At 68.1% G+C, this 23,390-nt stretch carries 23 protein-coding genes; 12 read left to right on the top strand and 11 right to left on the bottom strand.

What is annotated here, in order from left to right; genetic code table 11:
• The 5 genes from ABFT43_RS08415 to ABFT43_RS08395 all read left to right on the top strand — a co-directional run bounded on the left by ABFT43_RS08415 (nucleotide 1) and on the right by ABFT43_RS08395 (nucleotide 5,705).
• Nucleotides 1-1,260, top strand: coding sequence for an MCE family protein (locus ABFT43_RS08415; RefSeq protein WP_131734039.1), 1,260 nt, complete (start codon nucleotides 1-3; stop codon nucleotides 1,258-1,260).
• A complete protein-coding gene (locus tag ABFT43_RS08410; protein ID WP_347959919.1) occupies nucleotides 1,257-2,570 on the top strand; it encodes an MCE family protein in 1,314 nt (437 codons plus the stop codon). Before ABFT43_RS08415 ends, ABFT43_RS08410 begins: the two co-directional genes overlap by 4 nt.
• A complete protein-coding gene (locus ABFT43_RS08405) occupies nucleotides 2,567-4,006 on the top strand; it encodes an MlaD family protein (RefSeq protein ID WP_347959918.1) in 1,440 nt (479 codons plus the stop codon). The genes ABFT43_RS08410 and ABFT43_RS08405 overlap by 4 nt, the downstream gene beginning before the upstream one ends.
• The gene (locus tag ABFT43_RS08400; RefSeq protein ID WP_347959917.1) at nucleotides 3,970-4,971 is read left to right on the top strand and encodes a hypothetical protein; all 1,002 of its coding nucleotides are present in this window, start codon (nucleotides 3,970-3,972) and stop codon (nucleotides 4,969-4,971) included. The genes ABFT43_RS08405 and ABFT43_RS08400 overlap by 37 nt, the downstream gene beginning before the upstream one ends.
• Before the next feature lie 89 nt (nucleotides 4,972-5,060).
• A complete protein-coding gene (locus ABFT43_RS08395; protein ID WP_347960097.1) occupies nucleotides 5,061-5,705 on the top strand; it encodes a hypothetical protein in 645 nt (214 codons plus the stop codon).
• Between the two features lie 671 nt (nucleotides 5,706-6,376).
• On the opposite strand, the gene ABFT43_RS08390 is transcribed toward ABFT43_RS08395, so the two are convergent.
• Entirely contained in the window at nucleotides 6,377-6,694 is a 318-nt protein-coding gene (locus tag ABFT43_RS08390; protein ID WP_347959916.1) for a hypothetical protein, read from the bottom strand.
• Here ABFT43_RS08390 and ABFT43_RS08385 point away from each other — a divergent pair.
• The gene (locus ABFT43_RS08385) at nucleotides 6,684-6,977 is read left to right on the top strand and encodes a hypothetical protein (protein WP_347959915.1); all 294 of its coding nucleotides are present in this window, start codon (nucleotides 6,684-6,686) and stop codon (nucleotides 6,975-6,977) included. The genes ABFT43_RS08390 and ABFT43_RS08385 overlap by 11 nt on opposite strands.
• A gap of 73 nt (nucleotides 6,978-7,050) precedes the next feature.
• On the opposite strand, the gene ABFT43_RS08380 is transcribed toward ABFT43_RS08385, so the two are convergent.
• From ABFT43_RS08380 to ABFT43_RS08365, 4 genes are all read right to left on the bottom strand, one after another.
• Nucleotides 7,051-7,782 carry an FABP family protein gene (locus ABFT43_RS08380; protein ID WP_457590120.1) on the bottom strand — a complete coding sequence of 244 codons (732 nt, stop codon included), beginning with the start codon at nucleotides 7,780-7,782 and terminating at the stop codon, nucleotides 7,051-7,053.
• A 241-nt stretch (nucleotides 7,783-8,023) separates the two neighbouring features.
• Nucleotides 8,024-8,329, bottom strand: coding sequence for a DUF1416 domain-containing protein (locus ABFT43_RS08375; protein WP_347959914.1), 306 nt, complete (start codon nucleotides 8,327-8,329; stop codon nucleotides 8,024-8,026).
• A 5-nt stretch (nucleotides 8,330-8,334) separates the two neighbouring features.
• Nucleotides 8,335-9,174, bottom strand: a complete 840-nt coding sequence (locus ABFT43_RS08370; protein WP_347959913.1) for a sulfurtransferase — start codon at nucleotides 9,172-9,174, stop codon at nucleotides 8,335-8,337.
• 408 nt (nucleotides 9,175-9,582) lie between these two features.
• Nucleotides 9,583-10,455, bottom strand: a complete 873-nt coding sequence (locus tag ABFT43_RS08365; RefSeq protein WP_347959912.1) for an LmeA family phospholipid-binding protein — start codon at nucleotides 10,453-10,455, stop codon at nucleotides 9,583-9,585.
• Nucleotides 10,456-10,650: 195 nt separating this feature from the next.
• Between ABFT43_RS08365 and ABFT43_RS08360 the strand changes: the two genes are divergently transcribed.
• The 6 genes from ABFT43_RS08360 to pstB all read left to right on the top strand — a co-directional run bounded on the left by ABFT43_RS08360 (nucleotide 10,651) and on the right by pstB (nucleotide 16,545).
• Nucleotides 10,651-11,457, top strand: a complete 807-nt coding sequence (locus tag ABFT43_RS08360; RefSeq protein WP_347959911.1) for a winged helix-turn-helix domain-containing protein — start codon at nucleotides 10,651-10,653, stop codon at nucleotides 11,455-11,457.
• Nucleotides 11,441-12,346, top strand: a complete 906-nt coding sequence (gene mshD, locus ABFT43_RS08355; protein ID WP_347959910.1) for a mycothiol synthase — start codon at nucleotides 11,441-11,443, stop codon at nucleotides 12,344-12,346. Before ABFT43_RS08360 ends, mshD begins: the two co-directional genes overlap by 17 nt.
• 207 nt (nucleotides 12,347-12,553) lie before the next feature.
• Nucleotides 12,554-13,627, top strand: a complete 1,074-nt coding sequence (gene pstS, locus ABFT43_RS08350; RefSeq protein WP_347959909.1) for a phosphate ABC transporter substrate-binding protein PstS — start codon at nucleotides 12,554-12,556, stop codon at nucleotides 13,625-13,627.
• A 138-nt stretch (nucleotides 13,628-13,765) separates the two neighbouring features.
• Nucleotides 13,766-14,815, top strand: a complete 1,050-nt coding sequence (pstC, locus tag ABFT43_RS08345) for a phosphate ABC transporter permease subunit PstC (RefSeq protein WP_457590119.1) — start codon at nucleotides 13,766-13,768, stop codon at nucleotides 14,813-14,815.
• A gap of 2 nt (nucleotides 14,816-14,817) precedes the next feature.
• A complete protein-coding gene (gene pstA, locus ABFT43_RS08340) occupies nucleotides 14,818-15,714 on the top strand; it encodes a phosphate ABC transporter permease PstA (protein WP_347959908.1) in 897 nt (298 codons plus the stop codon).
• A 54-nt stretch (nucleotides 15,715-15,768) separates the two neighbouring features.
• Nucleotides 15,769-16,545 (top strand): phosphate ABC transporter ATP-binding protein PstB, encoded by a 777-nt coding sequence (gene pstB, locus ABFT43_RS08335; RefSeq protein WP_347959907.1) that lies wholly within the window; start codon nucleotides 15,769-15,771, stop codon nucleotides 16,543-16,545.
• 54 nt (nucleotides 16,546-16,599) lie between these two features.
• Here the strand turns inward: pstB and ABFT43_RS08330 are convergent, their stop codons facing one another.
• The 6 genes from ABFT43_RS08330 to ABFT43_RS08305 all read right to left on the bottom strand — a co-directional run bounded on the left by ABFT43_RS08330 (nucleotide 16,600) and on the right by ABFT43_RS08305 (nucleotide 23,282).
• Entirely contained in the window at nucleotides 16,600-16,749 is a 150-nt protein-coding gene (locus ABFT43_RS08330; RefSeq protein ID WP_347959906.1) for a hypothetical protein, read from the bottom strand.
• Between the two features lie 201 nt (nucleotides 16,750-16,950).
• Complete coding sequence (phoU, locus tag ABFT43_RS08325) at nucleotides 16,951-17,613, bottom strand: phosphate signaling complex protein PhoU (RefSeq protein WP_347959905.1); 663 nt, start codon at nucleotides 17,611-17,613, stop codon at nucleotides 16,951-16,953.
• 106 nt (nucleotides 17,614-17,719) lie between these two features.
• Nucleotides 17,720-19,972, bottom strand: coding sequence for an LCP family protein (locus ABFT43_RS08320; RefSeq protein ID WP_347959904.1), 2,253 nt, complete (start codon nucleotides 19,970-19,972; stop codon nucleotides 17,720-17,722).
• A gap of 210 nt (nucleotides 19,973-20,182) precedes the next feature.
• Nucleotides 20,183-21,316 carry a tRNA dihydrouridine synthase DusB gene (gene dusB, locus ABFT43_RS08315; RefSeq protein ID WP_347960094.1) on the bottom strand — a complete coding sequence of 378 codons (1,134 nt, stop codon included), beginning with the start codon at nucleotides 21,314-21,316 and terminating at the stop codon, nucleotides 20,183-20,185.
• An 89-nt stretch (nucleotides 21,317-21,405) separates the two neighbouring features.
• Nucleotides 21,406-22,398, bottom strand: coding sequence for an acyl-ACP desaturase (locus ABFT43_RS08310; RefSeq protein ID WP_347959903.1), 993 nt, complete (start codon nucleotides 22,396-22,398; stop codon nucleotides 21,406-21,408).
• Nucleotides 22,399-22,751: 353 nt separating this feature from the next.
• On the bottom strand, nucleotides 22,752-23,282 hold the full coding sequence (locus ABFT43_RS08305) for a nuclear transport factor 2 family protein (protein ID WP_347959902.1): 531 nt from the start codon (nucleotides 23,280-23,282) through the stop codon (nucleotides 22,752-22,754).
• Nucleotides 23,283-23,390: the final 108 nt, after the last annotated feature.

Below are 23,390 nucleotides of genomic sequence, written 5' to 3'. Positions count from 1 at the left end.
ATGACCATCGGACGCAAGGTGGCCTTCGGTGTGATCGCCGCGGTCCTCGCCGTCGCTCTCGTCGTCGTCGGCTGGAAGGTCTTCGTGAAGACCACCACCAAGACCTACACCGCCTACTTCACCTCGGTCGCGAGCCTCTACGAGGGCGACCCGGTGCGCGTGCTCGGCGTGAACGTCGGCAGTGTCGCCAGGATCCAGCCGCGCAGCAACGACGTGAAGGTCGAGCTGCGCGTCGACAAGGACATCAAGGTGCCCGAGGACGCGAAGGCCGTCATCGTCGCGCAGAGCCTCGTGTCGGGACGCTTCGTGCAGCTGACCCCCGTCTACTCGGGCGGTCCGGTCATGCCCGACGGTTACGACATCCCGATGGAGCGCACGGCGGTGCCGATGGAGTGGGACGACATCAAGGCCCAGCTCACCCGCCTCACCGAGGCCATCGGCCCGAAGGGCGAACAGCGGGGCGCGGCCGCCGAGGCGATCGAGGTCTTCGACGAGAACCTGCAGGGCAACGGGGCCGCGATCAACAAGTCGATCACCGAGATGTCCGAGGTGATCGGCACGCTGGCCGCCGGCCGCGGCGACCTTTTCGCGACGATCCAGAACCTGCAGAAACTGACCGACGCGCTGTCGCAGAGCCACGAGCAACTCGTGCAGTTCAACGGCCGGATCGCCTCGGTCAGCTCGGTTCTCGCCGACAACACCACCCAGCTCGACGAGGCGCTGAAGGGTCTGGACTCCGCCATGACCGACGTGCAGAACTTCATCGACACCAACGCCGACGCCCTCGCGTCGTCGGTCGAGCGGCTCGCGGCGTCGACGAAGATCGTCGCGGACAAGGACGAACAGGTCCGGGGCGTGCTGCACTCGGCGCCCAACCAGCTCGCGAATTTCTACAACATCTACAACCCGCTGTCCGGCTCACTGTCCGGTGTGTTCGGCCTGGCCAACGGCACCAACCTGATCACGCTGCTGTGTGGCTCGATGGAGGCCACCAACCGGCCCGGCACCTCGCAGGTCGACATCGACAAGTGCGTCGAGATCCTGGCGCCGGTGCTTTCGTCGATCTCGATGAACTACCCGCCGTTCCTGGCGAATCCGGTCCAGGGCGCCAATGCCCTGCCCAGCCAGATCCAGTACCAGAACGCCAGTGTGAAGGCGCGTGCGCAGGCCGGCGTGCAGCGCATCGACGCCCAGACCCGCAAGGACAACGGCAACACGCCGCTCGGGAACCTGCTGGTGCCGTTCGGGGGTGACCGATGAAACCGTTCCGCTCCCGGTCGGGGCGCGCGCGTGCCGGGCTCGTCGCGGGCGCGACCGCGCTCGTCACGACGCTCGCCGGATGCTCCTTCGACGGACCGAACTCGCTGCCGGTTCCCGGCGCCGAGGGCACGGGCAACGGCTCGTACCAGATCACCGCGCTCATCCCGTCGGCCGCGGGCCTGGTCAACAACGCTCCGGTCCTCATCGACGACGCGACCGTCGGCAGCATCGGCAAGATCGAGGTCAAGGACTGGAACGCCCTCGTCACGATCCGCCTCAACAAGGGCGTCATCGTGCCCAAGGGGTCGCACGTGATGGTCGGCATGACCAGCGTCCTCGGTTCGACGCACCTCGAGATCGTCCAGCCGGCAGACCCCGAGGGTGGCCGGCTGCAGCAGGGCGACGAGATCCCGCTGACCAAGTGCCCGGAGCAGTCCAACATCATCACCGACCCGTCGGTGCCCGCGGTTCCCGACATCAACGCCGCGCAACAGGTGGCGGCCTGCACCTACCCGAGCACCGAGCAGGTGCTGAGTTCGCTGTCGGTGGTCCTCAATGGCGGCGGTCTCTCGCAGCTCGGCGACATCGTGCACGAGATGAGCAACGTCTTCGGCGGTCGCGAGGAACAGATCAAGAAGCTCATCCCGCGGTTGAACACTCTCGTCGCCGACCTGAACGCGCAGAAGGACAACATCATCCGTGCGACCGAGGGCCTCGACCGGCTGTCGCAGACGATGAACGAGCAGAAGGGCACCATCGAGCGGGCGCTCGACGCGAGCCCGCAGATCCTGCAGCTCCTCGTCGACCAGCGGCAGCAGTTCCTCGACACCCTCGCCTCGGTGTCGAAGCTGTCCAAGACGGCCAACGACATCCTCGACGCCAACTCCGAGGACATCGTGACCATCGTCAAGGGCATCGAACCCGCGCTCGACCAGCTGCAGCAGACGGGTCCGGCGATGACCCAGTCGCTGAACATCCTGTTGACCTTCCCGTTCTACGAGCCGACGATCCGCCGGATCGTCAAGGGCGACTTCGTGAACTCCGACCTGACCCTCGACCTCACGGTCGACCGTATGAACGAGACCATGTTCGCCAGCCTGGGCGTCACCGGCCCGGAGGGCGTCTTCGGCAAGCCTGCGGGCGCGGCCGCGCGTGGACTCAACCCGTTCACCGCGCCGCTGATCCCTGGTGGGGAGAAGCTGCCCGACTCCGCCGAACCCGTTCCGGCGAACCTGATCCCGCCGGTCCAGGTGCCCTCGCCCACGGCCCCGCCGACGATTCCCGACTATCCCGAGGAGGGTGGCCGATGAAGATCACCCGCTTCGTCCGGATGCAGCTGATCATCTTCTCGATCGTCACCGTGATCGCGATGGTCGTGATGGCGCTGTTCTACATCCGCATCCCGTCGATGTTCGGCATCGGCAGCTACAACGTCGCGCTCAATCTCCCGAGCAGCGGCGGCCTCTACCAGAACGCCAACGTCGCATATCGCGGCGTGTACGTGGGCAAGGTGAAGTCGGTCAAGCTCACCGAGGACGGCGTGCAGGCCACCCTGACCATCGACAACAGTGCGAAGATCCCGGCGGACTCACAGGCGTCCGTGCGCAGCGTGTCGGCGATCGGTGAGCAGTTCGTCGAGTTCACACCTCCGGAGAACCCGCCGGCCGACGCCCCGACCGGTTACCTGCACGACGGTTCGCAGGTCGACTCGACCGACGTCCCGGTGGAGATCTCGTCGATGCTCGACCAGGCCGACCAGCTCCTGGCCGAGATCGGCGACACCAAGCTCCGTGCCCTTGTCGACGAGGCGTTCGTCGCGTTCAATGGCACCGGCGAGGCGCTGCAGCGTCTCCTCGACTCGATGGCGCTGTTCATCGGAGAGGCGAACAAGAACACCGACACCACGATCAAGCTGGTCGAGCAGGGCGCGCCGCTGCTGGCCACCCAGTCGCGCACGGCCGACGACATCCGCGCCTGGACGCGGAACGTCACGGCCTTCACCGACCAGCTCCGCGCGAACCGGCCCGAGATCGGCGACATCCTCGAGAAGGGCCCGTCGACGGCGTCGAAGAGCCAGGAGCTGTTCGAGTCGCTCGGCGGCTCGTATCCGCTGCTGGTCTCGAACCTGGGCACGATCGCGCAGACGCAGGTGGTGTACTTGGCGAACTGGAAGCAGATCCTGGTGCTCTACCCGCGTCTGACCGCCGCGCTCATCACCGCGCTGAACACCGGCACGAACAACTTCGGCGCCAACGTGAACTTCTCGCTCGGCTTCCAGGACCGTCCGACGTGCAACATCGGCTTCCTGCCCAAGGAGCAGTGGCGCTTCCAGTCCGCGCAGGACGCGCGTGAACTGCCGCCGGGAATGCTGTGCCGGGTGCCGCAGAACTCCAACATCGCCGTCCGTGGAGCCCGCAACTACCCGTGTGCCGAATTCCCGGGCCGCCGCGCGCCGACGCCGGCCGAGTGCCGGACCGGGTACAAACCGCTCCCCGGGTCGGTCGATCCCTTCCAGAGTGGCCTGCCGGGCGGCCTTGAATGGAAGCCCGCATCGTTCGGTACCGTGACACCGGGCACACCGAAGGACTTCGATCCGGAGCCCGCGGTGTACGCCACGACATACGACCCCGAGTCGGGTGACTTCATCGGTCCCGACGGAAAGACCTACAACGCCGGAACCGGCCGTGGGGGGCAGGTACAGAGCAGTTCATGGCAGAAGATGATCAGCGGGACGGTCAGTTCGTGACGCCGGACGTGTCGACGACGACCCCAGCCGGTGCCGCCGACACGTCGGAAGAGATGGTCGAGGCGCGGGCCGCCGGCGGGTCCGCGAGCCGTAGGCGCCCGGTCCGGTCGGCACCGATCCGACGCGGTCGGGGAGGGTCGAAGAAGGCCGGGAAACCGGTCGCCGGCTCGGCGCCGCGGGCGGAGACCTCCGCCGCTGCAGCAGCGGACGAGGACGACCGGGCCGAGAACATCACCTCGGAGGTCACCGGGGCGGAGGTCGCGCAGGCCGGCACGGGTCGCGAGGAGGCCGCGTCGATGGTCTCGCTCGACAAGCCGGCCGCGGGAACGGACCCCGTTTCGCACGACTTCGCCGAGGAGGCCGCGCCCGATCCCTCCGAGGTCGAGAGGACGATCAGCTACCGCGAGCGTCGGCGCGCGCGCCTCGCCGCCACCGGGCCCGAGTCGTCCGGGGTCCGCTACAAGGGCTCCGGGCGCACCTCCGCGCGCACGGTCGTCGGCGTGGTCCTCTCGATCGTGATCATCGCGGTCTGCGCGGTCGCGTCGATCGTCTTCGCGCTCGGCATCGCCCATCAGGACGAGGTCGACGACCTGCGCGCGGAGTACTCCACCTTCGCCTCCCAGGTCCTGCTCAACCTCACCAGCATGAACCCCGACACCGTCGACCAGACGCTGGAGTCGGTGCAGAAGGACACCTCCGGCAAGGTCAAGGAGGAAGTGCAGAACAACATCTCCCAGGTGGCCTCGCTCGTCCGCGACGGCAAGCTCGAGACCAAGACGATCATCCTCAGCTCGGCGGTCACCAAAGCCGAGCCCGACGAGGGATCGGTGATCATGGTCTTCGGCTGGCACCAACGGTCGCTGGACGGACAGATCCCGTCGCAGGAGAAGGTGTTCCGCTGGCGCGTCGACATGACCCGGATCAACGGTGAACTGAAGATGACCGACTTCGAGTGGGTGGCGTGATGACCGACCCGAAGAGCACGGAGAACCCCGCGTCGCCGGTCGCCGACCAGGGCGCACGGCCCCGACGCCCCGGCGGCACCAGGAGGTCGGTGCTGAGCAAGGGCCGCCTGGCCGCGATCGGCCTGGCGGTCCTGACCGTCGCCGCGGTCGTGGTGACCGGTTTCCTCGGCTACCGGTACGCCGAGGGACGATCGGTGGAGGAGGCCCGCGAGTCCTCGCTGGCCGCGGCTCGCGACTATGCGACAACGATGTTCGGTTACGACGCCGACAACGTCAGCGAGCATATCGACAAGTCGATGAGCGTGCTCACCGGACCGGCCAAGCCCGAGTACTCCAAGCTGGTCACCGAGAGCAATCTCGCCGCCGAGGTGCGCAAGCAACAGGTCGTCTCCGAGGTCACCATCCAGGACGCGGGCGTGGTCACCAACACCGCCGACACCTCGAAGGTGCTCATCTTCATGAACCAGTCGGTGACCCGCGGCAAGAAGGAACTGGTCAGCATCAACCCGTCGCGGCTCACCTTCGACATGCGCCGCGAGGGCGACCGGTGGCTGATCAACCAGATCGAGGTCATCACCGACGACACGTTCCGGTCGAAGATCGAGGTCGTCGAGTCGCTGCCGCCCGACGCCAAGCCGCTACCCGGCCAGTCGACCGCGCCGTCGTCTGCGCCTGCGTCGCCGGTCCCGTCCGCGCCGGCCGGATCGTCGCCGGCCCCGGTCCCCGTCCCCTGACGGCCGCAGCCCGACTCCCTGCGGCTTCGCGGGTTGACGGCAGAATCGTGGGCCGGAACTCGCGATAACGTCGGTCAACCTGCGATTTTGCGAGCGTTCGGAAAACCCGTTGCAGGGAGTTCGGTGCGGGCGTAGGTTCGCCTGTACACAGGGAAGGAGGTGGTCTGGTAGTGAGTTTTCATCGGACATGTGAGGTGACCACCCGTTAGCTGCTGACCGCATTGGCATTCGTGTCGCCCCGCGGGCGGAACCCGCCCCGGCAACAACGGGGAACCGCAGGCAGCGAACGAATACCAGGTGGCCACCCGACCCCCGCATCCCGACCCGGTCCGGTCGGCTCCGGTGCTCTGCGAGCACGGTGCGGGGGTCGTTCCATGTCTGCACCCGACCCGACGACACCCGACCCGACGACACCCGACCCGACGACACCCGACCCGACGACGCCCGACACAGCTACCCAGCGCCCACGACAGCCGCCACGACCGCCGATCACGACCGCCGATCACGACCGCCGATCACGACGAGGCGTCCGGTTGAGACGGTGTCCGATCCGCGGCACCGAGTTCATCCCCGCAGGTGCATCGCACTGCTAATGTTCGAGTCTCCAGAGGCGGGAAAGCCCCGACCGCATAAGGGAGACCGGCATTGGTGACTGCACGTCCTGGGGCCCCTCAGGCGCCGTGGCGGCCCTCGATTCGGCTTCGGACGCTGCTGTCCTGCGCGTCCGCCAGGTGGCCGACGCGCCGATCGATCAGGCTGCGATCACGGTCGGCGGTCCGCTCCTGATCGGTGCGCTCCTCGACCAGACGCTGATCGGCATGTGAATCAGCATGGGCACCCGGTTGCTCGCCGCCGGCGAGCGGTCGGTCGCCTACCCGGTCCGTTTTCGGCAGATCGCGGTCACGACGCCGCTCGCGTCGGCCGCCTACTTCCTCGGCGAACTCTCGCACAACGCCGCACGTGCTGACGGTCGTGGTGATGGCCGGCATCGCGTTCGCCTGCGGACTCGGGAGCGGGTACTCGAGCACCGTCTCCGTCGGGTCGATGCAGGCAATGCTCATAGCGGCGATCGCGATCGGCGCGCCCGCGGCTGTGCCGTACTGGGAGGCCGCGGGTCTGTTCATCGTCGTCGCGGCGATCTACGCACTGGTGCTGGCGATCGAGGTGGTGGTCGACCCAAGACGACGCACGCGGCGTCGGACCGGGTCATGTCCCCGGCGTCGTGGCGGCGTACGAAGCGGCGGTGAGCTCGTCGGACCCGGACGTGCGTGACCTAGCGGACGAGATCGTCCACCTGCGCACGTCGGTGCGCCGTGGCCAGGGACGATGAGGTCGGGGTGCGGACCTAGCCGACGTGGCGTCGCAGCTTGGCCGACAGGCGTGGGATGAGATCGCCGTCGGCGTCGACGCGCTCCTCGACGTAGGCGAGGTCGCCGTCGGGGACGACGCCGTAGAGACGCTTGGCGCCGCCGGTGCGGTGACCCGTCTGCGACTTGATGACGACGTCGGTGGACAGTTCCCACGACGTCTGGTTCAGAGGCGCACCGTAGAAGAGCTCGACCGACCCACCCGCGTGGGCCAGGAGCAGTTCGATGGTGTCGTCCTCGCTGATGCGCCAGAAACCGGTCTCCCGGAGGTCCGGGCGCACGAAGTTGGCGTCCTCGTCGATCACCCAGGACTGCGATTCCCAGCTGAGGAAGTTCTGCCCGTTGTGGGAGACGACGATCTGCTGCGCGAAGTGGTAGTCGGTGTCGGTGTCGGGATCGTGTCCCTCACCCTCACCGCGCCACACCCCCACGAGGGGGAGCAGCGCCAGCAGACCGGGATGCAGGTCGGCGCCCTGACGCAGGTTGGCGGTGTCGGCGGGAACCGGCAGGTCGTCCCACGTGGGGATGTTGCGTTCGCGACTGCCCGACTCGACCGCTCGTGCCTCGGCCCGACTTATCGCCTCGTCGCCGGAACGACGAGGTGCGGCGGCACCGTCGGCCGCCGGGGTTGCACCGTTGCTCGCTGCGCCGGTGTCCGACGGGGCGCTCGCCTCGTCGCCGGGCTCACCGGCACCGGTCGGCGACGTCACGACTCGTCGGTGATGAGGCGGTAGAGCGTGTAGATGCCGAACCAGGTGATCAGCACGGCAGCCAGGACCAGCAGGATTTCGAAGAAAAGGACCACGAGGCAAATTCTAACCCGCAGCGGCGGGGGTGGTTCAGTGGGGGACCCCGGTGGTGAGAGGCCCGGAAACGACGAAACCCGGTCCCCGCGTGAGGCGGTGACCGGGCTTCGTCGTGAGATCGCGAGACATCACGACCGGGACGTCATCACTTGGCGACGACGATGTCCTTCTCGTGGATGCCGGGGCCCTCGGGGCTGATCGTCACGTCGCCGTTGCCGACCGACGAGAGGGCGCGGAGCGTCCAGGTGCCGGGGGCGGCGAAGAAACGGAAGTCGCCGGTGGGCGAGGCGACGACCTCGGCGGTGAACTCGCCGGTGGAATCGAGCAGACGCACGAACGCGCCGGCGACCGGGTTGCCCGAGCCGTCGGTGACCTGTCCGGTGAGGACGGTCTCCTTCTCGACGTCGACGCCCGCGGGCAGCTTCTGTCCCTGCTTGGGTGCAGCACACATGTTGATTACTTTCCTTCTCCGAGTTCGATCGGGACACCGATCAGCGAGCCGTACTCGGTCCAGCTGCCGTCGTAGTTCTTGACGTTCTGGTGGCCGAGCAGTTCCTTCAGCACGAACCAGGTGTGGCTCGAGCGTTCGCCGATGCGGCAGTAGGCGATGGTGTCCTTCGAGCCGTCGAGGCCGGCCTCGGCGTACAGCTCCTTGAGCTCCTCGTCGGACTTGAAGGTGCCGTCCTCGTTGGCGGCCTTGCTCCACGGCACGTTGATGGCGCCGGGGATGTGGCCGGGACGCTGGCTCTGCTCCTGCGGGAGGTGGGCCGGCGCGAGGATCTTGCCCGAGAACTCGTCAGGGCTGCGCACGTCGACCAGGTTCTTGGTGCCGATCGCGTCGACGACCTCGTCGCGGAAGGCGCGGATGCTCAGATCCGGCTCGGAGGCCTTGTACTCGGTCGCCGGGCGGGTGACGGTCTCGGTCGACAGCGGGCGGCCGTCGAGCTCCCACTTCTTGCGGCCACCGTCGAGCAGCTTGACGTCGTTGTGGCCGTACAGCTTGAAGTACCAGTAGGCGTAGGCGGCGAACCAGTTGTTGTTGCCGCCGTAGAGGATCACGGTGTCGTCGTTGGCGATGCCGCGCTCGCTCAGCAGCTTGGAGAACTGCTCGGCGTTGACGAAGTCGCGACGGACCGGATCCTGCAGGTCGGTCTTCCAGTCGAGCTTCACCGCGCCCTCGATGTGGCCGGTGTCGTACGCCGAGGTGTCCTCGTCGACCTCGACGAAGACCGTCTTGTCGGCGTGGAGGTTCTGCTCAGCCCATTCGGCGCTGACCAGGACGTCGGAACGTGCCATGTCTGGTTCCTTTCGGATGGTTATCTCGGTTGAGTCGATCGTGGTGTTGCGGACAACGAGTGTTGCCGGACAACGGGTGAGCGCGCCGACGAGAAGCCCACGGCTCGGATCTGGTGATGGCGAACGGAACGCGCAACGAAGAAGAGGGCTAGATGCCTCTGGAGAAACGCACCCCGGTCGTCATCGGCGATGCGCATGGATGTGCTGCGGGGCAGCGCATGTCATGGCACACCGTCAGCGGTGCGTGCGACAGCAACAGTCGGCGACGCGACAGAAGTCGATCACCCGGCGACGTGTGAGCATGTACTCACGGCGCTGTTGCATGCCCACGAGGGTACAACAGTGTTCTCCGGTCTCCGAATGCCCTGGTCGTTTGTGCTCTGAGCTGCAGAAAAGGGGCGCTGGGTCTCAGAACCGGTCGAGGCGGAGATCGGCCGGGCCCCGCGATGCGACGAGCTGCACGTCGCCGCCGAAGCTCTCGGCGCGCTGCGGGGTCAGCCCCCAGGCCATGGGCAGCCGCGGCAGGACCATGCTGAAGCGGTCGAGCACGGCGGTCCGCATGTCCTCGGGCACGTCGGCGTCGACGTGGCGTTCGGGTCCGGTGTAGAAATCCGTGGCGCGAATCCGCAACGCCCCGTTCTCGACCGCGAGATCGACGGACACGCTCACCCGCACCTTCGGACCGTCGTAGTCCGACGCGGACGGCGGGTCGCGCGGGTCGAGACCGTCCGACGGGGGCAGTGCGACCGTGCCGGTGAGCACGACTCCCTCCGACCGGGAGACGACGCCGTCCTGGGGGCCTCCGCCGCCGGCCTTTCCCTCGGGAGCGGGGGTGCTCAGCGTGAGATCGGTGATCCGCAGGTAGCGGGCGAGGGTCACCGCGTCGAGGCGGGTGTAGGCCGAGATCGACGAGGTGTGCAGAACATCACTCCCGGAGAACCGGCCGCCCGGCGGGCCGTCGAAAAGGCCGAGCGTGGCCCCGAGTTCGGCGCGACAGGTCCCGCGTTCGGGCTCGCATCCGGGGGTCTCGACGCCCTTCGCGGCGATCGTCGCACCGGAATACCGGCCGTCGGACGACTGCGTGAGAAACGGGAATCCGGTCAGCGTGACCTCGGGATCGAAAGGTACGCGCGGGGATTCGGCGATGGCCCGGGAGAGGCGATGCTCGCTGCGGATGGCCACCCCCACGTCGGCCAGGAGCGCGGCCGCGGCGGCGAGCACGACCACGACGACGCTGATCACGAGGACTTTCCGGACGCCCGGCTTGCTCACCAGGTCCATCCTCTCCCGCGTGCCCGCCGGTCGCCCCGGGCTGCCTTGTCAACAGCGAACTGTGCCGGTGGCGCTATTCTGTCACCTATCCCGCACACGTTGGTAAGGCAGAGTAAACAATTCTCCGCTGTGTGCGGAGGCGTTCACAGCGTCGTGAGCGGATTGAGTGGTCTGGGACGGGGACGAATGAGATCGGAGTGCTAGGTGGATCTCTTGTTGTTGACGGCCGATCCCAATCCGGATTCGGTCCTGCCGTCGTTGTCGCTGCTGGCTCACAACGTACGTGTCGCCCCGACCGAGGTCTCCTCGCTCATGGAGGCGGGCAACGCGGATGTGGCGCTGGTCGACGCGCGGGCTGATCTCGCCGCAGCACGAGGACTGTGCCGCCTGCTGGGAAGCACGGGGTCATCGGTACCGGTGGCGGCGGTGCTGACCGAGGGCGGTCTGGTCGCGGTGAACGCGGACTGGGGGATCGACGAGTTCCTGCTGCCCGGCACGGGCCCGGCAGAACTCGACGCGCGGCTGCGGTTGCTGGTCGTGCGCACCCGAGGCGTGGCGGCCGAGGAGACGACCGGCAAGGTCACGCTCGGGGAACTGGTGATCGACGAGGGGACGTACACCGCACGGCTGCGGGGACGGCCCCTCGATCTGACTTACAAGGAATTCGAGCTCCTGAAGTACCTGGCGCAGAATGCGGGCCGCGTGTTCACCCGCGCCCAGTTGCTGCAGGAGGTGTGGGGGTATGACTTCTTCGGTGGTACCCGCACCGTCGACGTGCACGTGCGACGCCTGCGCGCCAAGCTCGGCAGCGAACACGAGTCGCTGATCGGCACGGTCCGCAACGTCGGCTACAAGGCGGTGCGGCCCACCAAGGGCCGTACGTCGCCCGGTGAGGGCGCCGACGCCGCCTCGGAGGGCGAGGACATGGCGGCCGGGGCCGACGACGAGTTCGGCGATGCGCTCGACGGCCCGGATCCGTTCGACGAGGAGTTCAGTGCCAGCGGCAGCTGAGCGGCCCCGAGTGCAGCGAGGAGCGCTCCCCGCCGACGTCGCCGAGTCCGCGCACGCGATGGTGCGTGCCGCCACGGTCGTCGACGGGGTGGCCCCGCTGTCCGACGAGGCAGTGAAAGCCATTGGGGCAGAGGCGGATTCGTCCGTCGTTCACATCTGGACGGACTTCTCCTACGCCAACATCGTGCCGGGTCGCGACGGTGAGCCCGCGATGATCGAGGCCGTCGTGCACCCCGACCACCGCCGCCGCGGGCTCGGGCGGGCGCTGCTCGACACCGCCTTCGGCGCGGCGCATGCGGTGAGCCCCGACGGGGTCCGGGTGTGGGCGCACGGCGACCTGCCGGCCGCGGTCGCGCTGGCGGCGTCGATGGGATTGCAGAAACGGCGTGAACTGCTGCAGCTGCGGCGCCCGGTCGGCGACGGGCACGAGCTGCCCGAGTTGGTCGTCGACCCCTCCATCATCCTGCGGACCTACGCCGGGCCCGACGACGACGCCGAGATCCTGCGCGTCAACAACGCCGCGTTCGACTGGCACCCCGAGCAGGGTGGCTGGTCCCGAGACCAGATCGTCGAGCGGGTGAACTCCGACTGGTTCGACCCGGAGGGGCTCTTCCTCGCATTCGGCGCAGAAGATCCACTGCGTCTGTTGGGTTTTCACTGGACCAAGCAGCACGACGCCGACCTCGGCGAGGTGTACATCGTGGGTGTCGACCCGCAGGCGCAGGGCCGTGGCCTCGGCCGTCTGCTGACGCTCGCCGGTCTGCACCACCTGGCGCGGCGTGGGGTCCGCGAGATCAATCTCTACGTCGAGGGCGACAACACCGCCGCCCTACGTACCTACGAGCGACTCGGGTTCACCCGGTACGCGGTCGACGTCGCCTACGGCTGAGCGCGGGCGGCGCCGTCCGGGCCGCCGGGATCACATGCGTCGACACCGCGCTCCACGCGGATCGGCACCACCCCGACCTGATCGGTTCACCCGCCGTTAACCTGCCGTCGGGTATCCGTCCACCCGGCGGGCATAGCGTTTCCCAGGGACGTCCGAGGCCGAGCGGTCTCGGATGGTGAACATCCACGGGAAAGGCGAACACCTGCGGTGAACATCAAACGGAACGGCGTACTCGCGGCGGTATCGGGTCTCGCGGTACTGACCCTGGTGACGGCGTGTGGCGGGGGAGGCACTCCGACGGTGAGCGGGGAGGGCTCGACCGCCCAGCAGAAGGCGATGGAGCACTTCAGCCAGATCCTCTCCGACGACAACGACATCGTCCTCGACTACACCGGCAGCGGTTCGGGCGACGGCATCAAGAAGTTCATCGTCGGCGACGTCGACTTCGCCGGGTCCGACTCGGCCCTGAAGGCCGACGAGGTCGCCAGGGCCAGGGAACGCTGCAACGGCAACGACCCGTGGCACCTGCCGCTGGTCGTCGGCCCGGTCGCGATCGCCTACAACGTAGAGGGCGTCGACAAGCTGCAACTCGATCCGGGCGTGATCGCGAAGATCTTCGACGGCAAGATCACCACCTGGAACGACCCGGCGATCGCCGCCCTCAACCCGGGCGTCGACCTGCCCGCCGACGACATCGTGCCCGTCTACCGCTCGGACAGCTCGGGCACCACCGACAACTTCCAGCGCTTCCTGGCCAGCGCCGCGCCCGCCGACTGGACGCACGGCCACAGCAAGGAGTTCGCCCGCCCGCAGGTCGGCTCGGGAGCCACCAAGTCCACCGGCGTCGGCGACACCGTGAAGAAGACCCCCGGCTCGATCACCTACGTCGAGTGGGGCTTCGCCACCGAGAACGGCCTCGGTGTGGCCGACATCGACTTCGGTGCCGGGCCGGTCGCGCTCGACGCGGCCAGTGCGGGCAAGGCGCTCGACGCGCTGGAGTTCGAGAACCCGGACAGCAAGGACCTCGTCGTCGACACCGACGCGCTCTTCGCGTCGAAGACCCCGGGCGCATATCCGCTGCTGCTCACCCCGTACTCGATCGTGTGCTCGGCGGGTTACGACGACGCCGAGACCGCGACGACCCTCAAGGACGCGTTCACCGCGATCCTGAACGAGGGGCAGAACGGCCTGGAGGAGCTCGGCTACGTGCCCGTACCCGCAGGCTTCAAGGCGAAGTTGCAGACCAGCATCGACGCGCTCGCCGGCAGCGGCAACGCCTGACGTGAACCGAACCGACCGAGATCGCGGGGCCGCGACCGATTGCGGCCCCGCGTTCGCGGTTGACACACTGACACGACATTCCCGAATCCACCCGGACTCCGGGCGGCGCCGGGAGATGGACCGGGGAGCTGACACCCGATGACCAGAGCCGAAGTACGAGAAGGACGCATGACGTCGCTGAGCAAAGAGGGGGACGCGGCCGACCCCGTCGCGGACATCGGCGCGTCGCCGGACGGTCCCGACCCCGGCGGCCTGAACACCGGTGCCCGGCACCGGATCGCCGACCAGGTGTTCCGCACCCTGTCGGTCGGGTCCGGCTTCCTGGTCTCGGTCGTCATCGGCCTCATCGCGATCTTCCTGCTCGCGCAGGCGATCCCGTCGCTGGCGAAGAACGAGGAGAACTTCTTCACCTACACCGGCGAGTGGGTGACCAGCGGCAGTGGCCTCGCCTTCGGCATCCCGCAGCTGTTCTACACGACGGTGCTGGTGTCGATCATCGCCCTGCTCCTGGCCATGCCGGTCTCGCTGGGCATCTCGATCTTCCTGACCGAGTACGCCCCCAAGCGCCTCGTCGGCCCGATCGCGTACACCGTCGACCTGCTCGCCGCGGTGCCGTCGATCGTGTACGGCCTGTGGGGCATCCTCGTCCTGGGCCCGGCGATGGTGCCGGTCAACGAGTGGCTGGTCTCCCATCTCGGTTTCCTGCCGTTCTTCCAGAAACCCAGCCAGGTCGCGAACATGTCCACCGGCGGCACGATCCTCACCGCGGGAATCGTGCTCGCGGTCATGATCCTGCCGATCATCACGGCGGTCACCCGCGAGGTGTTCATGCAGACCCCGAAGGGGCACCGGGAGGCGGCACTCGCGTTGGGCGCGACCAAGTTCGAGGTCGTCAAGCTCGCGGTGCTGCCCTTCGGCTTCTCCGGGTACATCTCCGGCTGCATGCTCGGCCTCGGCCGCGCCCTCGGTGAGACGATGGCCCTGCTGCTCATCATCTCCACGGTCGGCCCGATGGACTTCAACCTGCTGGAGAGCGGGCAGACCTTCGCGACCAAGATCGCCCGCGACGCCGCCGAATTCGACTCGCCCGCCAAGACCGGCGCCTACATCTCGGCCGGTCTCGCCCTGTTCGTCCTGACCTTCGTCGTCAACGCCGCCGCCCGTGCGGTGGTCGCCGGAAAGAAGTGACCATGACCGTCACCACCACGCCCGCGACCGAGCCGGTCAAGAAGCGCTCGGGTTTCCAGCCGCTCGCCCGACGCCGCAAGGTTGCCGACCACGTCGTCCGCGGCGCGGTCCTGCTGTCGTTGGCCGTCGCACTCGTGCCCCTCGTCTGGCTGGTCGCGACCGTCGTCATCCGCGGCATCGAACCTCTCCTCGACATCGACTGGTGGATCCTGCCGGAGCGCAAGGGCGGCGCCGCCAACGCGATCGTCGGCACACTGATGCAGACCGCGCTCGCGGCCGCGATCTCCATCCCGCTGGGCGTCTTCGTCGCGATCTACCTCGTCGAATACGCCGGCGCAAGGTCGTGGCTGGCCCGGATCACGACGTTCATGGTCGACATCCTGTCGGGTGTGCCGTCGATCGTCGCGGCGCTGTTCGTCTATGCCGTGTGGCGCACCACCCTCGGCCTGCCGAGGTCCGGTTTCGTCGTCGCGATCGCGCTCGTGCTGTTGATGGTCCCGCTGGTCGTCCGCGCCACCGAGGAGATGCTCAAGATCGTCCCGCAGGACCTGCGCGAGGCGTCGTATGCGCTCGGCATCCCGAAATGGAAGACGATCGTGAAGATCGTTCTGCCCACAGCGCTCTCGGGCATCGTCACGGGCGTGATGCTGGCGATCGCCCGTGTCATGGGCGAGTCGGCGCCCGTGCTGATCCTGGTCGGGTCGACCCGCGCGATGAACTGGAATCCCTTCGACGGCAACCAGCAGTCGCTGCCGCTGATGATGGTCCAGCAATACGGCAACGGCCCGAGCGCGCTCGACCGGGTGTGGGGCGCGGCCCTGTGCCTGGTCATCCTGGTCGCCCTCGTCTACTTCGGCGCGAAGGTCGTGTCCCGGGTCTTCGCCCCCAAGTCCTCGTAGAGCCCGTCGACACAGGACACTCCCACTCACCGCGAGAAACGGAAGAACAACGTCATGGCAAAACGCCTCGACATCAAAGACCTCAACATCTACTACGGTGACTTCCACGCCGTGAAGGACGTGACCCTCGAGGTCCCCCCGCGCTGCATCACCGCCTTCATCGGGCCGTCGGGCTGTGGCAAGTCGACGGTGCTGCGCACCCTCAACCGCATGCACGAGGTGACGCCGGGCGCCTACGCCACCGGCAGCGTGCTGCTCGACGGCGAGGACATCTACGGCCGCAACGTGGACCCGGTGAGCGTCCGCGCGACCATCGGCATGGTGTTCCAGCGTCCCAACCCGTTCCCGACGATGTCCATCCGTGACAACGTCGTCGCCGGCCTCCGCCTGCAGGGCGTCCGGAACAAGGCGGTGCTCGACGAGGTGTGCGAGAAGAGCCTGCGCGGCGCGAACCTGTGGGACGAGGTCAAGGACCGCCTCGACAAGCCGGGCGGCGGTCTCTCCGGCGGCCAGCAGCAGCGTCTGTGCATCGCCCGGGCGATCGCGGTCGAGCCCGACGTGCTGCTCATGGACGAGCCGTGTTCGGCGCTGGACCCGATCTCGACGCTCGCGATCGAGGATCTGATGGGGGAGCTGAAGAAGGACTACACGATCGTCATCGTCACCCACAACATGCAGCAGGCCGCCCGGGTGAGCGATCAGACCGCCTTCTTCAACCTCGAGGGCGTCGGGCAGCCGGGGCAGCTGGTCGAGATCAGCGACACCGAGACCATGTTCTCCAACCCGTCGAAGAGGGAGACCGAGGACTACATCTCGGGACGTTTCGGCTGATCAGCCGGGCACGATGCCGCGGCAGCATCCGGGGACCGAGGCGTATCGGCGGCGTCACATGTTGAGCAGCAGGATCACCAGGAGGGCCACAAGCGAGGCCGTCACCCCCAGGTAGGTGAGGATCTGGCGTCGTTGGGCGGCGGCCGCGGCGTCTTCGTCGGTGACCGCGTTGAAATCGGGTTGGATCGGCTGATGCTGGCCCATGGTGGCCACCCTAATCACGACCCGAGAATGTGTGAAATCCTCCGCGCGTGAACGGCACCGAATTTGTTCACCGACGTGAATGAACCCACCGAATTCCGTTCGGTGAAGTGAATTCTCGCGGTCGGAGGTGTGTGCCCGAACTCGTCCGGGCCGGAGGAGCGAGCAAGATCACGGACCGTGCGAGTGCGTCCCCGGTACCGGTCAGCCCACGCTGCGGAACTGTTCCGGCGTCTTGCCGGTCGCGGTGAACACCACGCGCCGGCCGATCAGCACGGCGTGGTCGGCGAAGCGCTCGTAATACCGGCCGAGCAGTGTCACGTCGACCGCCGCGGCCACCCCGTGCCGCCATTCCCGGTCCATCAGCACGGTGAACAGGTGGCGGTGCAGATCGTCCATCGCATCGTCGTCTTCCTGCAGGCGCAGGGCCGCCTGGGGATCGCGGGTCACCAGCACCTCGTGGGCGCTCTTGGCGAGGGCCACGGCCAGCCGGCCCATCTCCGCGAAGTAGCCGTTGACCTCCTCCGGCAGCGCCTTCGCCGGGTGGCGACGTCGCGCGACCTTCGCGACATGCAGGGCGAGGGCGCCCATGCGGTCGGCGTCCGCGACGATCTGGAAACCGCTCACGACACCGCGCAGGTCGCCGGCCACCGGCGCCTGCAGGGCCAGCAGGGCGAACGACTGCTCCTCCGCACGTGCCGACAGCTGCGTCATCCGCTCGCTGTCGCCGATCACCTCCTCGGCGATGGCGAGGTCGGCTTGAAGCAGCGCCTGCGTGGCACGCGACATCGCGACTCCCGCGAGCTCGCACATCTCACCGAGGACGGCGGTCAGTGCTTCGAGTTGCTCTTGGTAGGCGGTACGCATGAGCTCAGGATACGTCGGGGAAACCACCGTCCCGCCTCGGACCGGTGAACGTCCGATGAACGTCCGGTGCCGGGTGATCGGGCGTGCCGGCGACGCGGAGCGTGCCTCAAGTGCAGCTGGTGTCGCCCGCGTTGGTGACCGCGAGGTCGTTCGGCAGGTCACCGGTGTTCTCCGCGGGCGCGAGCTGCTCGACGTCGATCGTCGCGCCGGTGTCGGGCAGAGAGCCGAGCTCACCGGCGAAGTCGGAGCCGAGGATGACCTCCACACCCGACTTCACCGTCCGGTCGAACTGGATCTCGGCGCCCGGGAACATCTTCGCGAGCGTCGCGGCCGCGGCCTGCTGGCCGGCGCCGTAGCGGACGACCGTGTCGTCGCGGTTCTCCGAGGCGTCGGCGACACCGCGCACGTCGAAGCCGTATGAGGTGAGCCGGTCGGAGACCTCCGAGGCCAGGCCGGTGGTGGTGGTGCCGTTGAGCACGCGCACGCCGACATTGGCCGGGTTCTGTGCGGTCACGGTGATCGGGCCGACGGTGTCGGTCGAGCTCTTGCGCGACGGGGTCGACGCCTTCGAGGTGGGCGCCTTGGACGACGGCTTCTTCTCGACCTTCTTCTCGCCCGGCAGCGGTAGGTCGTCGATGATCGCGTTGAAGATCGCGTCGATGTCGTCGGTGCGCGGGATCTCGTTGTTCTGGCCGTCCTCCGACGTGCCCGCGGTCGGGATCGTCAGGAAGGTGACCCGGCCGGCGTCCATGCCCTGCATCGACTCGGCGAGGTTGATCAGCGACTGGGTGTCCACACCGTCGACGTAGCTGTACTGGATGAACGTGTTGACGATGCTGTTGAGCTTGTTCGGGTTCTTCAGCACGTCACCCGACAGCGTCGACCGCAGTAGCGACGACATGAACAGCTGCTGGCGTTTGATGCGGCCGTAGTCGCCGTTGCCCTCGGTTGCGATGTGGCGGGCGCGGACGTAGTTGAGCGCGCGGCGGCCGGTCAGCTTCTGCTTGCCCGGCTTCCGCAGGATGTGGCCGATCTCGTAGTCGTAGAGCGGCACGGTCGAGCACACCTCGACGCCGCCGATGGCACGGACGACCTTCTCGAAGCCATAGAAGTCCATGCCGATGAAATGGTTGATGTTCAGGCCGCTCATCTGGGTGATCACGCGCACCAGACACTGCGGGCCGCCGTAGAAGTAGACGCTGTTGAGCTTGACGTTGTCCTCGGCCGGCATCTCCGCGCCGTACTCGCCGGTCTCGTTGTCCCAGGAGTTGCACACCGGGCGGTCGACCTGCAGGTCGCGCGGGAACGACACCGCGACGACGCGGCTGCGGTTGGCGGGGACGTTCACCAGGATGACGGTGTCCGACCGGGCGCCCTCGGCGTCGGCGGTCGTGCCCGCGCCGACCTTCGAGTTCTGGCCTCCGCGGGTGTCGGTGCCGACGATCAGATACGTCTCGTCGCCGTGCTGGGCTTCCTTGTTGCGGATGTTCTTGTCCTGCGGGTCGACGGCGGTGACGTTGCGCCAGTTGCCGTTCCACGATTGCAGGTAACCCCAGACGAAGCCGGTGCCGATCAGTGCGGTGACACAGGCGATGGCCACCAGGATGCGGCCGGTGGCGGTGGTCTTGCGGATCAGCGACCGCTTGCGGTCCTCGCGCCGCGGACCGAGGCGTCTCGGTCCGGACCGCAGGTTCAGCGGGCCGGTGAGATCGGGTGTCGGCTCCAGCGGCTCGCGCGAGATGCCGGGGGCGGCAGGAGTGGACGAGGGTGCGGCCGGGATCGGTGCGTCCTGGGCCCGGGACTCCTCGATGGCCCGCTGTGCGGTCGCGCGGTCGGAGAGGTCGGGCGGGGTGTCCGGCGTCGATCCCACCGTCGGGATCTTCTGGGTGACGTCGTCGTCGAAGCGATGGATCTCGGTGGGCCGGTCGTCGGGCGCCGGCTGGCCGGTCGCGCGACGTCCCAGCGGCGAGCGCGTTGCACCCGGATCCGTGGGCGACGGGTTGAAACGCCTGGAGCGACCCCGCGTGGTCGGCGGGATCGCCGCGCCGCGCCGCGGACGGTCGACGCGGCGGGGTGCTTCCGGGGCGGGGGAGCCGGCGGCGGCCTGGGCGGCACCCTCGGCCTCCATCTGCTCCATCAGCTCACGGACGGTCAGTCGGGTGCGCCCACGGACAAATCGGTCGGTGGAGCGGGGCTCACGCAGGCTCGGGTGCGCGCCCCGGGCCGGCGCCTGTGCATTCGGATCGAACCGTGGACGGTCGTCGCCATCGCTCGGACGCGCCGCACGACGGCCCCGCCGAGACCGGGAGGTCTCGTCGGCCGCGTCCGGATCGTCCGGTCCCGATGTCCAACGACTCAATGCACGTTCCTCGTGCCCCGAGATAGATGGCGCTCACCGCACGTCGGGGCTGTGCGTGACGGTGCGCGCAGGACTGCATCGATCCCGGCGGCCGGGACCTCCGCGCCATACTACTGACCGCACCTGAGAAGAAGCCTCAGGCAGACGCGCCCTGTGACTGTTTTCGCATCGCCGCCGGCGTTTGCGCAGCGTGCGGCGGCTCCTCGGCCGTCAGCCGCCGGAATGCATGATCTCCGCGCCCGCCGGGACGACGTCCTCGTACGGGTCGTCGAGCCAGCCCTCGGGCAGCGCGACCTTCGCCGGTGAACCCTGCCGCCCGCGCGGGCCGTGCCCGTCCTTGGGGAAGGGGGCGTCGGCGGGCAGCTCGGCGAGCAGTTCGCGCAGCTCGTCGATGCTCTTGACCAGCGCCATGCGTCGGCGGGTCTCCGATCCGGCGGGGAAACCGCGCAGGTACCAGGCGACGTGCTTGCGGATCTCGCGGCAGCCCTTGGCCTCACCGTGGTGCTCGACGAGGAGCTCGCAGTGCCGGACCATGATCTCGGCGACCTCGCCGAGGTTCGGCGGTTCGGGCGCCTGCAGGCCGTTGAGCTCGGCGGCGAGCTCGGCGAACAGCCACGGGCGGCCGAGGCAGCCGCGGCCGACGACCACGCCGTCGCAGCCGGTCTGCCGCATCATCGCGACCGCGTCGGCGGGCTCGAAGATGTCGCCGTTCCCGAGTACCGGCACCGAGGTGACGTGCTCCTTGAGACGGGCGATCTCGTCCCAGTCGGCCTGACCGGAGTACCGCTGCGACGCGGTGCGCGCATGCAGCGCCACCGCGGCGGCGCCCTCCTCCGCGGCGATGCGTCCGGCGTCGAGATGGGTGCGGTGCTCGTCGTCGATGCCGATGCGGAACTTGACCGTGACCGGGATGTCGGTGCCCTCGGTGGCGCGCACCGCGGCGGCGACGATGTTCCGGAACAGCGTGCGCTTGTACGGGATCGCCGAGCCGCCGCCCTTGCGGGTGACCTTGGGGACCGGACAGCCGAAGTTCATGTCGATGTGGTCGGCGAGGTTCTCGTCGACGATCATCTTGGCCGCCTCGTACGTCCACTTGGGGTCGACCGTGTACAGCTGCATCGACCGCGGGTTCTCGTCCGGACCGAAGGTGGTCATGTGCATGGTGACCGGGTGCCGCTCGACGAGCGCCCGCGCGGTCACCATCTCGCAGACGTAGAGGCCGGAGACGGTGCCGGTCCGCGCGAGTTCGAGTTCACGGCACAGCGTGCGGAAGGCGACGTTGGTGACGCCGGCCATCGGTGCGAGCACGACGGGGCTCGCGAGCTCGATGGAGCCGATGCGCAGCTTCGAGGTCGCGGCGGGGGATTGCGGGGAGTACGCAGAACCGGCGCCTTCGGAATCCGAAGGCGCCGGCCCGGCTGGCAGGGTCGTGCTCAGGCTGCCTGCTGCTCCCGCGTCTTGGCCTCGCGGGCGAGCGAACGGTCGCGCATCTCCTCGAAGCGGATGGTGTCCTTCTCGAGCTGCTCGAGGAAGGCCGCGAGCTCCTCGCGGGTCTTCTCGCCCTCCGAGGTGAAGTCCTCGCGCTCGAAGACCTTCCACTTGCGCAGGACCGGCATGACGACCTCTTCGAGATGCTGACGCAGGTCGTAGATGCCGTGCTTGGCCATCAGGACGCCGTGGCGGCGGAAGTTCGGCATGCCGGCGCCGGGCATCTGGAAATTGGTGACGATGTCGGTGACCGCGCGCAGCGTCTGGTCGGGGGCGATGTCGAAGCCCGCGCCGCAGATGTTGCGGTAGAAGATCATGTGCAGGTTCTCGTCGGCGGCGATGCGCTGCAGCATCTTGTCGGCGATCGGGTCGTTGCAGGCCTTGCCCGTGTTGCGGTGGCTGACGCGGGTGGCGAGCTCCTGGAAGGTCACGTACGCGACCGAGTGCAGCAGGCCGAGCTCGTCGGCGTGCTCCTCGAGCTCGTCCACGCGGCCGGCGGCGGCCAGCATCGGGTCGTAGCCGTTGGTCATGTGGATCATCCGGGCCTCTTCGAGGGCGACCGGATCGACACCGCGGGTCACCACCAGGTAGTCGCGCATGACGATGCCGTGGCGGTTCTCCTCGGCGGTCCAGCGACCGACCCAATGACCCCACGCGGAATCCATGGAGAAGTTGTCGGCGATGACCCGGTGGTACGAGGGCAGGTTGTCCTCGGTCAGCAGGTTCGTGATCATCGCGGCCTTGGCGACGTCGGACAGCTGCGACTGCTCGGGGTCGTAGTCGACGCCGCCGAGCGCCGCGAAGTTCCGCCCGTCATCCCACGGAACGTAGTCGTGCGGGTTCCAGTCCTTCGCGATCTTGAGGTGACGGTTGACGTTCTCCTCCGCAACGGGCTCGAGCTCCTTGAGGAGCTCGAGTTGCGTCAGCAGCCGTGCCATAGATGTCCTCCGAACGGTGTCCGCGTATGTCGTACGTGTCTCGTCAATGTGTTCCACGGTCGCGGCGTCGCCACGTGCGGAGGGAAAACCCCGACGTCGTCGGGACTCGCCCGACCCGGCGAACCGTGGGGCGTCGGACCTGCCGGCCCATAACCGACGCCTCTGGTCAAAGCTCTAGCCTACGGCACCGAAGGTTGTCCCCCAAGTCCGTCGACAGGGCAGTCGTGGCCGCGCGGTGACGATGTTACTGCGGCGGGCAGTGACGTGCGTCACGTGTCGCGGCCCGACCCGTGCGGACAACTCGTCCGGTCCGCATCACGGCGTGCGGCCTCCCGGCCCCCGGGCCGCGCAGGTCAGCGGCGTCGGGCGAACATCGCGCCGGTGGTCTCCATCCACTTCGCCGCGGCGTCGTCGAGGGTGCCGTGCTCGCGGGCCTTCTCACACCACCGCATCGCCGCCTGCCCGAACTCGAGCGGGTTGTAGACGTCCTCCTCGCAACTCCACAGCCCGTCGCCGGCGTAGGTGAGGATCGTGATGTTGGTGGCGGTGATCAGGGTGCCGTCGCCCGGATCGCGCATCGGGTTGTCGACCTCGCAGATCACCCTTCCGGTCGGGGCGTCGACGACGTGCCACAGCGCCGGGAAGCCGGTCATGTGGCTGCCGGGGAACGTCGACATCGTCCGCCAGATCCAGGCGCGGATCTCCTCGCGGCCGCGCATCGTCCCCAGCGCGTGCTCGATGTAGTCGGCGTCGACGGTGAACATGTCGGCGAAGCGGTCCCAGTCGCGGCTGACCGCGATCTCGGCGACCGTGCGCTGGAACTGCGCGAACGCCTCGTCCAACTCGTCGGCGGTGAACGTCTGCTTCTTCTCGGTCGATTCCATCGAGGCCGATCGTAAGGACCGAACGGTGTCGTCGGCCCCGTTTTGCCGGACTCGGTAGCATTTCGGGCCTACGCAGCTGCCGCACCGGCGACGGTGCCCGGGGGTATC

Source organism: Gordonia aurantiaca (assembly GCF_039939235.1).
In the GTDB taxonomy this organism is placed as follows: Bacteria; Actinomycetota; Actinomycetes; order Mycobacteriales; family Mycobacteriaceae; genus Gordonia.
The sequence above is the reverse complement of the archived record's forward strand: the minus strand, read 5'-3'. Positions and strand labels throughout refer to the sequence as shown.